The sequence below is a fragment of the Massilia agri genome (genome assembly GCF_024753255.1).
GTDB classification, from domain to species: Bacteria; Pseudomonadota; Gammaproteobacteria; order Burkholderiales; family Burkholderiaceae_D; genus Telluria; species Telluria agri.
In genome coordinates, this window is record NZ_JANUHA010000009.1 from 1 (window position 1) to 13,185 (window position 13,185).

The 13,185-nt window shown below is 64.9% G+C and carries 14 protein-coding genes and 1 tRNA gene; 13 read left to right on the forward strand and 2 right to left on the reverse strand.

Annotated elements, in window-relative coordinates; translation table 11 throughout:
* Nucleotides 1–339: 339 nt before the first annotated feature.
* The 8 genes from ybgC (at nt 340) to NX780_RS13785 (ending at nt 5,738) form a co-directional block, all read left to right on the forward strand.
* Nucleotides 340–744, forward strand: a complete 405-nt coding sequence (gene ybgC, locus NX780_RS13750; RefSeq protein ID WP_258828438.1) for a tol-pal system-associated acyl-CoA thioesterase — start codon at nt 340–342, stop codon at nt 742–744.
* Between the two features lie 29 nt (nt 745–773).
* Complete coding sequence (gene tolQ, locus NX780_RS13755; protein WP_258828439.1) at nt 774–1,457, forward strand: protein TolQ; 684 nt, start codon at nt 774–776, stop codon at nt 1,455–1,457.
* Between the two features lie 15 nt (nt 1,458–1,472).
* Complete coding sequence (locus NX780_RS13760; protein ID WP_258828440.1) at nt 1,473–1,907, forward strand: biopolymer transporter ExbD; 435 nt, start codon at nt 1,473–1,475, stop codon at nt 1,905–1,907.
* 7 nt (nt 1,908–1,914) lie between these two features.
* Entirely contained in the window at nt 1,915–2,871 is a 957-nt protein-coding gene (gene tolA, locus NX780_RS13765; protein ID WP_307732834.1) for a cell envelope integrity protein TolA, read from the forward strand.
* 31 nt (nt 2,872–2,902) lie between these two features.
* Nucleotides 2,903–4,168, forward strand: coding sequence for a Tol-Pal system beta propeller repeat protein TolB (tolB, locus tag NX780_RS13770; RefSeq protein WP_258828441.1), 1,266 nt, complete (start codon nt 2,903–2,905; stop codon nt 4,166–4,168).
* A gap of 36 nt (nt 4,169–4,204) precedes the next feature.
* Nucleotides 4,205–4,729 carry a peptidoglycan-associated lipoprotein Pal gene (gene pal / locus NX780_RS13775; RefSeq protein ID WP_258828442.1) on the forward strand — a complete coding sequence of 175 codons (525 nt, stop codon included), beginning with the start codon at nt 4,205–4,207 and terminating at the stop codon, nt 4,727–4,729.
* Between the two features lie 114 nt (nt 4,730–4,843).
* On the forward strand, nt 4,844–5,599 hold the full coding sequence (ybgF, locus tag NX780_RS13780; RefSeq protein WP_258828443.1) for a tol-pal system protein YbgF: 756 nt from the start codon (nt 4,844–4,846) through the stop codon (nt 5,597–5,599).
* A 63-nt stretch (nt 5,600–5,662) separates the two neighbouring features.
* Nucleotides 5,663–5,738 (forward strand) — tRNA-Lys (locus NX780_RS13785).
* Nucleotides 5,739–5,796: 58 nt separating this feature from the next.
* On the opposite strand, the gene NX780_RS13790 is transcribed toward NX780_RS13785, so the two are convergent.
* Entirely contained in the window at nt 5,797–6,213 is a 417-nt protein-coding gene (locus tag NX780_RS13790; RefSeq protein WP_258828444.1) for a hypothetical protein, read from the reverse strand.
* Between the two features lie 676 nt (nt 6,214–6,889).
* Here NX780_RS13790 and NX780_RS13795 point away from each other — a divergent pair.
* Complete coding sequence (locus NX780_RS13795; RefSeq protein WP_258828445.1) at nt 6,890–7,066, forward strand: hypothetical protein; 177 nt, start codon at nt 6,890–6,892, stop codon at nt 7,064–7,066.
* A gap of 84 nt (nt 7,067–7,150) precedes the next feature.
* On the opposite strand, the gene NX780_RS13800 is transcribed toward NX780_RS13795, so the two are convergent.
* Nucleotides 7,151–8,875 (reverse strand): methyl-accepting chemotaxis protein, encoded by a 1,725-nt coding sequence (locus tag NX780_RS13800; RefSeq protein ID WP_258828446.1) that lies wholly within the window; start codon nt 8,873–8,875, stop codon nt 7,151–7,153.
* 281 nt (nt 8,876–9,156) lie between these two features.
* Between NX780_RS13800 and NX780_RS13805 the strand changes: the two genes are divergently transcribed.
* The 4 genes from NX780_RS13805 (at nt 9,157) to NX780_RS13820 (ending at nt 13,151) form a co-directional block, all read left to right on the forward strand.
* Complete coding sequence (locus tag NX780_RS13805) at nt 9,157–10,557, forward strand: L-cystine transporter (RefSeq protein WP_258828447.1); 1,401 nt, start codon at nt 9,157–9,159, stop codon at nt 10,555–10,557.
* A 164-nt stretch (nt 10,558–10,721) separates the two neighbouring features.
* The gene (locus NX780_RS13810; protein WP_258828448.1) at nt 10,722–11,483 is read left to right on the forward strand and encodes a histidine phosphatase family protein; all 762 of its coding nucleotides are present in this window, start codon (nt 10,722–10,724) and stop codon (nt 11,481–11,483) included.
* A gap of 13 nt (nt 11,484–11,496) precedes the next feature.
* Nucleotides 11,497–12,483: an NAD(P)H-hydrate dehydratase gene (locus NX780_RS13815; RefSeq protein WP_258828449.1), complete on the forward strand. Its 987-nt coding sequence runs from the start codon at nt 11,497–11,499 to the stop codon at nt 12,481–12,483.
* A 260-nt stretch (nt 12,484–12,743) separates the two neighbouring features.
* Entirely contained in the window at nt 12,744–13,151 is a 408-nt protein-coding gene (locus NX780_RS13820; RefSeq protein WP_258828450.1) for a hypothetical protein, read from the forward strand.
* Nucleotides 13,152–13,185 lie beyond the last annotated feature (34 nt).

The window sequence follows — 13,185 nt, forward strand, 5'->3', positions numbered from 1 at the left end:
CTCCCGTCCGCGCGTTCAAACAGACGTTGAATAGCGCTGCAGCTATTCCCGAGGGATTTGAACGCGCGGACGGCTAAGCCGTCCACCCTACAAAAGCATCGCGATATCGGGAAAACCTGTGTTTTAGCTCCCGTAACTAATCGTATCGAGCGCAGCCCAAATGTGAGAAAGTGTTACAGTAATTGGCCTTTCGGCTATGTTTCACGTCTACTACGGGCGCACTGCCTGCCTTGTCCGAGAGGCATGGACACCCTTTTCCCGGCTTTATGTATGGAAGCGTACATAAGCAGGGTAAATATCGCGTAAAATGTTTCCTATTTTCATTTAATGGCAGGGGAAATGCCTTCAGCTTTTGACTGGACAGTCAGGGTCTATTACGAGGATACCGACGCCGGTGGCATCGTGTTTTACGCTAATTACCTGAAATTCTTCGAACGGGCCCGCACCGAATGGCTGCGCGCGCTCGGCGTCGGCCAGCAGGAATTGCTGGATGCCGAAGGCGCCGCCTTTGTCGTCCGCAGCGCCTCGCTCGACTATCACGCGCCGGCCCGCCTGGACGACGTGCTGACCATCCGCACCATGGTGGACAAGCTCGGCCCTGCCTCGGTTCGCTTCACCCAGCAAGCCTGGAAAGACGAGCTGCTGCTCACCAGCGCCAGCGTCAAGGTCGGCTGCGTCGACCTCGCTACGATGCGTCCGCGCTCGCTCCCGGCCAGTGCTGCTGATAAAATGCGCGCCGCATAAGAAACTAATCAATCCGACAACCCGACACGATGACCGAGACTCCAGACCTTTCGTTGACCGCCCTGATCCTCAACGCCCACCCGCTGGTGCAATTGATCATGGCCTTGCTGCTGCTTCTGTCGATCGTCAGCTGGACCTATATTTTCCGCAAGGTGTTCGCCCTGCGCGCCGCGCGCAGCGCCACCGAACAGTTCGAACGCAGCTTCTGGGCCGGCGGCAACCTGCACACCCTGCACCAGAGCGCCAGTGCCCAGCGCGACCAGAGCGGCCCGCTGGCCCGCATCTTCGAAGCCGGCATGGGCGAGTTCATCAAGGGCAAGCAGGCCGCCCGCGATGTCAACGACATGGGTCCGGTTCTGGACGGATCCCGCCGCGCCATGCGCGCTTCCTTCCAGCGCGAACTCGACGCCCTCGACCTGCACCTGAACTTCCTGGCCTCGGTCGGCTCGGTCTCGCCCTACATCGGCCTGCTCGGCACCGTCTGGGGCATCATGAACTCCTTCCGCGGCCTGGCCAGCGTGGAGCAAGCCACCCTAGCCGTGGTTGCGCCCGGCATCGCGGAGGCGCTGATCGCCACCGCGATCGGCCTGTTCGCCGCGATTCCGGCGGTGGTGGCGTACAACCGCTTCACCCACGACATCGACCGCCTGGCGATCCGCTTCGAGAGCTTCGTCGAAGAATTCTCGAACATCCTGCAGCGCCAGTCGCGATAAGGACGGAGGCTCCCGATGGCTTTTTCCAGCAGCAGCCTGCGCGGCGGACGCAAACGCAAATTCAAGTCCGAGATCAACGTCGTGCCCTACATCGACGTGATGCTGGTGCTGCTCATCATCTTCATGGCCGTGCCGGCCAACGAAGCGCCGAGCGTGGTGAACCTGCCGAGCGCCGAGAAGTCGGCGCTGCCGCCGGATACCTACATTCGCGTCGCGGTCCAGCCCGACAAGAAGCTGTCGATCGGCGTCGGCGGCAAGCAGAAGATCGCCATGGAAGACGTGGCCGACCGCACCGCCCTGCTCGAGCGCCTGCGCGCCCTGCACGAAGAGAATCCGGACTACCCGGTCCTGATCGAAGGCGACCGTGAGAGCAAGTACGAGGACGTGATCAGCCTGATTTCCGAAGCGAAGAAGATGGGCATTAACCGGGTGGGTCTCGCGACCAAGTAAGCCATTTATGTCAGCAATGAAGCCTGCCACCGCCGGCGCGCCCTATAGCGTGCCGCCAGAACCGAGCCGCCTGCCAGCGTTCATGCTGGCAGTGGCCGTGCACGCCGTTCTGCTGGGCTTCCTATGGTTCGGCATCAGCTGGCAGACCAGCGAGCCGGTCGCCGTCGAAGCCGAGGTGTGGGACATGTCGGTGCAAACCGCCGCCGCGCCCGAGCTGCCGACGCCGCCCGCCCCGGAACCGGAACCGCAGCCGGAACCGGAGCCTGCTCCGCCGCCGCGCCCGGTCGAGCCGCCGCCGGTGGAACGCCCGGCCCCGACGCCGCCGGACATCAACCTGCAGCGCGAAAAAGAACGCAAAGAACAGGAAAAGCGCGAGCTGGCCGAGAAGAAGGAGCTCGAGCAAAAGCGCAAGGAAGAAGAAGCGCGCGAGAAGAAACTCGCCGAGCAGAAGAAGAAAGAGGACGCCGAGCGCGAGAAGAAGGAACTCGCCAAGAAGGAAGCCGACCGGAAGAAGAAAGAAGAAGCGGAAGCCAAGCAGAAAGCGCTCGCCGACGCCAAGAAGAAGGCCGCCGCCGAGAAAGCCGAAGCCGCCAAGCTCGAGAAGCTGCGCCAGGACGAACTCAAGCGCATCGCCGGCGCCATGGGCAGCACTGGCACGGCCGCCAAGTCGACAGGACCACGGGCAGACGCCGGCTACGTCGCCGCGATCACGGCCGCGATCAAGAGCAATACCGCCTACGGCGGCAGCACGACCATGCCGGGCAATCCGAAGGCGATCTTCAAGGTCGAGCAGTTGCCGACCGGCGAAATCATGTCGGTGCGCCTCGTAAAAAGCAGCGGTGTGCCTGAGTTTGACAGAGCAGTGGAAAATGGTATTAAAAAGGCATCTCCGCTGCCGAAGAAAAAGGACGGCACGGTGGAACGCACGCTCGACGTCAATTTCTCGATGAAGGATTACGACTGATTCACTCGATGGATACGGTTCAAGACAGATTATGAAAAAACTCCATTACCTGCTGTTCAGCGCCACCCTCCTGATGGGCACGGCGACCAATGCCCAGATCAAGGTCGAAATCGCCGGTGTCGGCAGCAACCAGATCCCGGTCGCGGTCGCGGCCTTTGCCGACGAATCGCTCGCCCCTGACGACGTGTCCGACATCATCCGTGCCGACCTCGAGCGCAGCGGTGTGTTCAAGGTGATCGACGCGCGCCAGGTCATCAGCGAGAACGCGCCGGTGGACCTGGCCGCCTTCCGCGCCAGCGGGGCGGACGCCCTGGTCGTCGGCAGCGTGGCACGCCAGCCGGACGGCCGCTTCGCCGTGCGCTACAAGCTGCACGACACCGTGAAGGGCGCCGCGATCTCGCAGCTCGGCGGCGAGGTGCAGCCCAAGTACATTCGCCTGCAGGCCCACCGCATCGCCGACGACGTCTATGAAAAGCTGACCGGCGTACGCGGCATCTTCTCGACGCGCATCGCCTACGTGAAGGAAGACAGGGCCGGCCGCAACTACAGCCTGGTGGTCGCCGACGCCGACGGCGAGAACGAAATCGTCGCCGCCCGCGGCCGTGAATCGATTTTCTCGCCGGCCTGGTCGCCGGACGGCACCAAGGTCGCCTACGTCTCGCTGGAAGACCGCAAGCCCGTGGTCTACCTGCAGGACCTGATGACCGGCCGCCGCAACGTGATTTCCAACGTCAAGGGCAACAACTCGGCGCCCGCCTGGTCGCCGGACGGCAGCCTGCTGGCCGTGGCCCTGTCCCGCGACGGCAATACCGAGATCTACACCGTGCGTCCGGACGGCACCGGCCACAAGCGCCTGACCAACAACCCGGCCATCGACAGCGAGCCGCAGTTCTCGGCGGACGGCCAGACCATTTATTTCATGAGCGACCGCAGCGGCGGTCCGCAGATCTACAAGATGAGCGCCTCGGGCGGCAACGCCACCCGCCTGACGTTCAACGGCAACTACAACATCAGCCCGCGCGTGTCTTCGGACGGCAAGACCCTGGCATGGATCTCCCAGCGCAACGGCGGTTTCTCTCTTTACGCGATGGACCTGGCAAGCGGCCAGGAACTGCGCCTGGCCGATGGGGCCACCGAACCGAGTTTTTCGCCTAACGGCAAGTACATCATGTATGCGATCAAGGGCGGCGGGCGTGCCTCGCTGGCCGTGGTCTCGGTGGATGGACGGGTCAAGCAGCGCTTGAGCACCAATGCGGGAAACATTCGGGAGCCCAGCTGGGGTCCCTTCATGAAGTAAAGAAGCAGAAACTTTTAATAGACAAGGAGAAAAACCATGCGCAACTTCCAGAAACTCGCCCTCATCGCTTCGGCCGCCCTGCTGACCGCCTGCTCGTCGACCAAGCTGCAGGAAACCCCGGTCGTCGAGAAGACCCCGACCCCGGCGCCTGCCGCTCCGGCCGAGCCGCAGCGCGAGATTCGTCCGGTCGAGACCGGCAGCGTCGATCCGCTGAATGATCCGAAAGGCGTGCTGGCCAACCGCAGCGTCTACTTCGACTACGACAGCTTCGTCGTGCGCGAAGACGGCAAGCCGGTCGTCGCCAACCACTCGGGCTACCTGACCAAGAACACCGGCCGCAAGGTCCTGATCCAGGGTAACACCGACGAACGCGGCGGCACCGAGTACAACCTGGCCCTGGGCCAGAAGCGTGCTGAAGCCGTCCGTCGTGCAATGGCCGCCCTGGGCGTGTCGGAAAGCCAGATGGAAGCCGTGTCGCTGGGCGAAGAAAAGCCGAAGGCAACCGGCAGCGACGAAGCAGCCTGGGCTGAAAACCGCCGCGCTGACATCGTCTACCAGTAATAATTGATCAAGTCGGCTGATGCGCCTTAAGGTCAGGCGCATTGACAGCGGGGCGGATGGCAGTCAGACTGCATCCGCCCCGTTTTTACTCTGCAACCGGAAAAATTGACTGCCATGATGAAACTGTCCCCGTCCCGTCTCGCCGCCCTGGTCCTGGCGGCCTGGATGCCGCTGCAGGCGCACGCCGGCCTGCTCGACGACGACGAAGCACGCAAGGCCATTCTCGACCTGCGCGCAAAGGTCGACGCCATTGCCCGCGACCTGAACGCGCGCATCGAGACCAAGTCGGACAAGACCGCCCAGCTCGACATGCTGAACCAGCACGAGCAGACCATGCAGGAAATCGCGCGCCTGCGCGGCCAGATCGAAGTCCTGGCGAACCAGATCGCCCGCGCCCAGGAAGGCCAGAAGCAGCTCTACGCCGACCTCGATTCCCGCATCAAGAAGCTCGAACCGCAGCAGGAAACCGTGGACGGCCAGGTCGCCCAGGTGATGCCGGCCGAGAAGACCACCTACGAGAACGCCACCGCCCTGTTCCAATCGGGCGACTACAAGGGCGCCGCCGCCGCCCTGCAGGAATTCGTGCGCCGCTATCCCGATTCGGCCTACGCCTCGAACGCCCAGTACTGGCTCGGCAACGCCTATTACGCGCTGGGCGACTACAAGAAAGCCATCGCGGCCCAGGAGATCGTCACCAGCACCTACGCCGACAGCGCCAAGGTGCCGGACGCCATGCTGAACATCGCCAGCAGCTACGCCCTGCTCAAGGACAGCAAGAACGCCAAGAAGGCGCTGCAGCAGCTGGTCTCGAAGTACCCGGAATCGAGCGCCGCCAAGACGGCCAAGGACCGCCTGGCCTCGCTCAAGTAAGTTCCATCGAAGCGATGGGTGTTTGACAGCTTCGCTGTCTCATCCTATAATCTCGCTTCTTTCGGGTCGTTAGCTCAGTTGGTAGAGCAGCGGACTTTTAATCCGTTGGTCGCTGGTTCGAGCCCAGCACGGCCTACCAGAATTGAACGAGAACGCCAGCCTTCGGGCTGGCGTTCTCGTTTTACGGCTAAGCAAGCTCAGCGCTGCGCCAGCGTCGCCCTCACCTCGATGATCTCCGCCAGCCGCGACTGCGGCACATAGCGCATCACCATCTCGTCGCGTTCGACGTCGAAGCGCATCCAGACATTGCCGTCATGCGAGACATAGGTGTCCTTCGACACCGCGGAGAGGCGCATCGGGCGCTGGCGGTCGATGCGGGTCCAGATGCCGCTGTAGCCCGGGTTGACCTCGAGCTTCCAGCCGTTCGACAGGCGGTACTGGCCGCTGACGGCGTCGGGGTCGGCGTCAAGCACCCGCTGGCCACGCGGAGGGGCGGTGACCTGCACGCTCGACATCTGGCCGGTGGCCGGGTAGTCGGAAGCCGGGGATTGGGCGGCGGCGTCCGCGGCCACCAGCAGGAGAGTGGCAGCAAGTGCCAGGGATTGCAGGCGCATGATCGCTCCTTCGCGATAGGGGGTTGAACTGCATGGCCCGGTTCTGGCTACGCCAGTGCCGGTGCTTCAGTCTAGGACGCCCCGCCCTGCATGCAAGTTCCACAAGGTGCACATCACGAAACGGTCTTGAATGGCTGCTGATCAGATCGGCGAGATATGACACCGAAGCCGGCATCTGCATGCGCAACCACGAATCATGTGCCGTCCACGGCCCCGCAAGACAGAAAGACTGTTGGTTTCTGCCGACGCTGCGCGCCGGTTACTTGACTTTCGACCGCACTGGCGAGATATTGATGAATACGTTGGCTCACGGCAATGCATTGAATTGTAAGGAAACGTGTGCGCACTTGTGCGTCCCTTCCCAGCATGTAGAATGATTAACATCCCGTGCAAGCCATCCGGCGCGGCCCCGGGGGGTCATGCGCCGCCATGACGGATCACCCGAAGTCGAAGCTTGGTACTGGCACAGCATGTCTAGAACGTTTCTTCCGCACTCCCCCAGCGACCGCACCCAATCGGCCGCAAGCATGCTGTGCGCCGCCAGCTTGAAACCCGTCCGGCTTGCCTGAGCTCGGCGAGCAATCAACGCCCGACCGAGCCCGCTCCAGAATCCCGCTCAATGAGCACCAACCATAGGACGCCTGTCTCCGGTGGAGACGGCAACAAGGAGACTTTCATGAACACCGAACACTCGCATCCACGTATCCATCCGGGCACCGTCGACCGCAGCAACCCGTCGGCGCCGAAACGCACCTTTGCCAAGAGCATCGTGTCGAGCCGCCTGCGCCAGCGCCTCAGCGTCGCGCTCGGCCTGTGCGTCGGCCTCGCCGCCCTGGTCGTCGCCTTCGAATAAGTCGCCGCCCCCTCGCCGGGGCGCATAAAAAACAGGGCGCGGCGCCCTCAAGCGCCGCGCCCTGCTTCATGACGCTTCGACGCGTCAGAACTCTTCCCAACCCTCCGTCGCATCGACCGCCTGCGCAGCCTTGGCATGACGCGCCTGGGCCGGCTTTGCCGCGGCCTTCGGCGCCGCCTTGGCGGCCGGCTTCGCGGGCTGCTTGAGCACCTGGCTCGACGCGATGCGCGCCTGCGCCCTGGCCGGCTTGGCCGGGGCCGCCGCCGCATCGAGGCGGAAGGTGCCGACCGCCTGCGCCAGCGCGCGGGCTTCTTCCTGCAACGCCTGGGCCGCCGCCGAGGCTTCCTCGACCAGGGCCGCGTTCTGCTGGGTCACCTGGTCCATCTGGGTCACGGCGCTGTTGATCTGCTCGATGCCCGCGGTCTGTTCCTGGCTGGCGGCACTGATCTCGGTGATGATGTCGGTCACGCGGCCGACGCTCTGCACGATCTCGGCCATGGTGGCGCCGGCCTGGTCCACCAGTTCGGAACCGTGGTGCACCTTCTCGACCGAATCGTCGATCAGGGCCTTGATTTCCTTGGCCGCCGCCGCGCTGCGCTGGGCCAGGTTGCGCACCTCGCCCGCCACCACGGCGAAGCCGCGGCCCTGCTCGCCTGCCCGTGCCGCTTCCACGGCCGCGTTCAGCGCCAGGATGTTGGTCTGGAAGGCGATGCCGTCGATGACGGCGATGATGTCCACGATGCGGGTCGCCGAACTGTTGATGGCGCCCATGGTCTTGACCACCTGCTCGACCACTTCACCGCCCTTGCCCGCCACCTGCTGGGCCGAGGCCGCCAATACGTTGGCCTGGCGCGCGTTGTCGGCGTTCTGCTTCACGGTCGAGGTCAGTTCCTCCATCGACGAGGCGGTTTCTTCCAGCGAACCGGCCTGCTGCTCGGTGCGGCTCGAGAGGTCCAGGTTGCCGGCGGCGATCTCGCCGGAGGCGGTGGCGATGGTATCGGTGCCGCCGCGCACTTGCGTGACGATGCGAACCAGGGCGGCGTTCATGTCCTTCAGGGCCTGCAGCAGGCGGCCGGTCTCGTCGCGCGAGTCGACCTCGATCTTCTGGGTCAGGTCGCCGCTAGCGACGGCGCCAGCGATTTCCACGGCGCGCTCGATCGGGCGCACGATGGCGCGCACCAGCAGCCAGCCGACCACCGCGGCCATCAGGAGGCCGAAGGCCAGGCCCGCCAGGCAGACCAGGCGCACCAGCTCGTAGGTAGCCTGCGAGGCTTCGTAATCGGCCTTGGCGACACGCTGCTGCAGCTCGATCAGCTGGCTGCCCACCGTGTTCACCGGCTGGAACAGGCGCGCCATGTCGCCCGTCACCAGCTCGCCCGCGCGGGCGCTGTCGCCGGCGCGCACCGCCGCGATCGCCGGCTGCAGGCCCTGCGCCAGGAAGGCCTTGCGGGCTTCCACGAACTTGCCGATCAGGGCCGTCTCTTCCACCGTCTCTTCCGTGTCTTCGTAGGCTTTCCACGATGCCGACACGGCGGCGATGTTCGCTTCGACTTCCGTCAGCATGGCGTCGCGCTGGGCCGCGTCGCTGACATTGGCCGCCTTGGCGACGATGAGCTGGTTGGCCGTGATCAGCTGCATCACGCGGCTGAGGTGGGTCATCGACATCAGGCGGTTGTCGTACAGGTTCTTCAGCTCGCCGTTCGCCACGCCGAGGTTGACGATGCCGACGACGGCGCCGACGATGAGTTCGGCGGCAAGGAAGGCGATCACGAAGATCAGCCGGGTCTTGATGGTGAGGTGTTTGAACATGGAGGCTCTTGGAAAAAATGGCTGGCGGAAACAAACATCTTGCACAAGCTTGTCACGCGGAGGGCATATTGACCAGCAGGTTTGCGCCCCGCCTAAGGGCTCCGTCGCCCAATTGCCACAAAGCATTAGTAGCAAGACATCTTCCGATGTCTTCTTGCTACCGATCCGCAGAAGCCGGCGCGGGATCCGCATTTCACGGGGATATCGGTTTGCCTATAGAATGTGTCGATTGATTTCCGTAGCGCATGAGCTGCGAAGAATCGGCTCGAATAAAGGCAGCAATGAACTTCCCTCTCCTGATCAACCTGGCCGTCGCCCTGGCCGTCTGCGTCCTGCTCTACCGCCTCCAGGCCAATCACGTCTCCTTCACCAAGCGCGTCTTCACCGGCCTGGGCCTGGGCGTGCTGCTGGGCGCGGCCATGCAGACCTTCTACGGCGCGGGCTCGCCTCAGGTCGCCGCCACCAATGCCTGGCTGGACGTGCTCGGCAGCGGCTACGTGAAGCTGCTGCAGATGATCGTCATTCCCCTGATCATGGTCTCGATCGTCCAGGCCATCCTCAAGCTGCGCAACGCCTCCTCCCTCGGCAGCATCAGCACGCTGACCATCGGCATCCTGCTCGTCACCACCGTGGTGGCCGCCGCCATCGGCATCGCGATGGCCAAGCTGTTCGGCCTCTCCGCAGTCGGCCTCACGGCCTCCACGGCCGAAGTGGCGCGCGGCGAATACCTGCAAGGCAATCTAGCGGCGGCAAAAGAGATCTCGCTGCCGGGCATGCTGCTCTCCTTCATTCCGGCCAATCCCTTCCTCGACATGACCGGGGCGCGCAAGACCTCGACCATCGCGGTGGTGGTGTTCTCGATTTTTGTCGGCGTCTCGGCCACCGGCATCGCCGGCAAGAAGCCGGAAGTGTTCCAGTCCTTCAGCGAATTCGTGCACGTGGCCCACGTCATCGTCATGCGCATGGTGACCCTGGTGCTGCGCCTGACCCCGTTCGGCGTGTTCGCCCTGATGGCCAAGGTGGTGTCGAGCTCGAGCCTGCAGGACATCCTCGGCCTGGCCAGCTTCGTCGCCGCCTCCTACTGCGCGCTGGCCCTGATGTTCTGCGTGCACCTCCTGATGATCGGCTCGAGCGGCCTGAACCCGCTGCGCTATGCCAAGAAGATCTTCCCGGTGCTGGCCTTCGCCTTCACCTCGCGCACCAGCGCCGGCAGCATCCCGATGAGCGTGGCGACCCAGACCGCGCGCCTGGGCACGCCGGAAGGCATCGCCAACTTCGCCGCCTCGTTCGGCGCGACCATCGGCCAGAACGGCTGCGCCGGCATCTATCCCGCCATGCTGGCGGTGATGATCGCGCCCACCGTCGGCATCGATCCGATGACGGCCTCCTTCCTGCTGCCGCTGCTTGCCATCATCGCCTTCGGCTCCATCGGCGTGGCCGGGGTCGGCGGCGGCGCCACCTTCGCCGCGCTGATCGTGCTGTCGGCGATGGACCTGCCGGTGGCGCTGGCGGGCCTCCTGATCTCGGTCGAGCCCCTGATCGACATGGGCCGCACCGCGCTCAATGTGAGCGGCTCCATCACGGCCGGCACCATCACCGGCCGGGTGCTCGGCCAACAGGACATGCGCGTGTTCCAGAGCGACGCCGACATCAACCTCGATGGTGACGAGCAAGTCGTGTAAGCCTTCTCCGACACTGCCAAGCGCCTGATTCCAAGGGAAAATCAGGCGCGTGTAAGACCCTTCCGACGCTGCGGCGAGCCGCTCCGGAAAGCCCGCAATCGTGCGCTTTGCGGCCGCAGAATCCGTCTATGATGACGCCATGTCAACATCAAGACGGGCTGGTGATGGAACAGAAGTGGCCGCAGGAGATCTGGCTGGTCAGGCACGGACAGAGCGCAGGCAATGTCGCGCGCGAGCTGGCGGAAGCATCCGCCGGGCACCGCATCGACATCGCCGACCGTGACGTCGACGTGCCGCTGTCGGAACTCGGCGAAAGGCAATCGCAGGCGCTCGGCTCCTGGTTCGCGGCGCTGCCGCCGGAACAGCAGCCGACCGTGGTGCTGCACTCGCCCTACGTGCGCGCTGCCGAAACCGCCAACATCCTGATGCAGCGCCTCGACCGCGACAAGCTCGTCGTCGAGTCCGACGAGCGCCTGCGCGAAAAGGAGTTCGGCATCCTCGACCGCCTCACCACCCACGGCATCGCCCACCACTACCCCGAGCTCTACGAACAGCGCCAGCACGTCGGCAAGTTCTACTTCCGCCCGCCCGGCGGCGAGAGCTGGTGCGACGTGATCCTGCGACTGCGCAGCGTGATCGACACCCTGAACCGCGAATACTGCCGCGAGCGCGTCCTCATCGTCGCGCACCAGGTCACGGTCAATTGCTTCCGCTACCTGTTCGAGCGCATGAGCGAGAAGGCCATCCTCGATTTCGACCGCGCCGGCGACGTGCCGAACTGCTCGGTCACCTCCTATGAATACGACCCCACGCTGGGCAAGGGCGGCCACCTCGCGCTGCGCCTGGTGAACTTCGTCGCGCCGCTGGAAGCCACCGGCACGCCCGTCACCGCAAGCAAAGACCTGCCCTCGGCTCCCAAGGCATAAACCCTACCCGACCATGGACACGCCTACCCGCGCCACCGCCGTGCATGACGTCGACACAGCCCTGCTGCGCAGCTGGGCCGTGCCGATGCCGGCGATCGAGGGCGACAAGGAAATCCGCGGCCACGTGCTGGTGCTGGGCGGCTCGAGCGAGATGCCGGGCGCCATCATCCTGGCAGCCACCGCGGCCTTGCGCGCAGGCGCCGGCAAGCTCACCGTGGCCACCGGGAGAAGCGTGGCGCAGCTGGTGGCGCTGGCCATGCCCGAGGCGCGCGTGATCGGGCTGGAAGAGCACGACAGCGCCGGCATCAAGCTCGACGCCGTGGCCCGCCTCGACCCGCTGGCCGAGCGCGTCGACACGATCCTGGTCGGGCCCGGCATGCGCGACGAGCCCGCCACGGCCGAACTGGTGCATGCACTGCTGCCGCGCTTCGAGGCCGCGGGCACGACCGTGGTGCTGGACGCCTGCGCCATGGGGGCGCTGCTGCACCCGCCCGGCGACTGGCCGCCAGACCGGCCCTGGCGCTTCGAACGCCCGGTGATCCTGACCCCGCATGCGGGCGAGATGGCGCACCTGACCGGCATCGCCAAGGAAGACATCTGCCTCGATCCCGACCCGCACGCACTCGTTGCCGCGCGCGACTGGAATGCGATGGTCGTATTAAAAGGTGCGCGCACTGTCATCGCAACGCCCAATGGAACGTTGTACCAGCATGAAGGCGGCAATGTGGGCCTCGCGATCTCCGGTTCGGGAGACGTGCTGGCAGGCATCATCGCCGGACTGGCGGCACGCGGCGCGGCGCTCGACCAGGCCGCATGCTGGGGCGTGGCCCTGCATGCGCGCTCCGGCGAACAACTGGCGCGGCGCATGGGAACACTCGGATACCTGGCGCGGGAAATCTCGCAAGAAATTCCCGCCCTGCTGGAACAGATCGCCGGCAAGGATGCCGTCGACCATGAAACCATCCGGCCTGCGCCGGTGGCTTGGGGAACGGGAGCCTAGCACCCGTTTCCAACAAATCCGCAGCGTAGAGCGGAAAGGAGTACCTGGTGAACGTTTCTTTCGAACTGGCCGGCCGGCTATCGGTCTAAGGTTCGCCTGAATCGTGCACCGACCCCGGGGCCGCGTATTGCGTCGGTTCCCTGATGGTTCCACTGCTGGGTTCACGAACCCTCGGAGGACCTAACCCTGGCGCCACGGAATCTCCAAGGCCTCACCTGGAGCCCGTAGCACAAGATAGACGTGAACGAGGAGTTTAAACAATGAAAGCACTGACCAAAGCACCAAAAATCCTGCTGACTGCTGCCGTGTTGGCCTCCCTGCTGGGCGCCTGCCGCAAGAACGAGCCGGCGACCGACACCACGACCACCACGCCGGACACCTCGGCCACCACCCCGAGCAGCACCTCGGGCGCCACCGGCACCACGGGTGACACCGGCACCACGGGTGACACCGGCACCGGTGCAACCGGCACCGGCACCACCGGCGACATGGGCACTGGCGCCACCGGCACCGGCACCACCGGCACCACCGGCACCACCACCGATCCGGCAGCCACCGGCACTGGCGCAACCGGCACCACCGGCACCGGCACTTCGGGTACCTCGGGCACCACCGGCACCACCGGCACCGGCACCGGCACCACCACCCCGCCGACCACCGGCCAGTAAGCCGTCCGCATGGCAAGGAACGGGGCCCGCCATG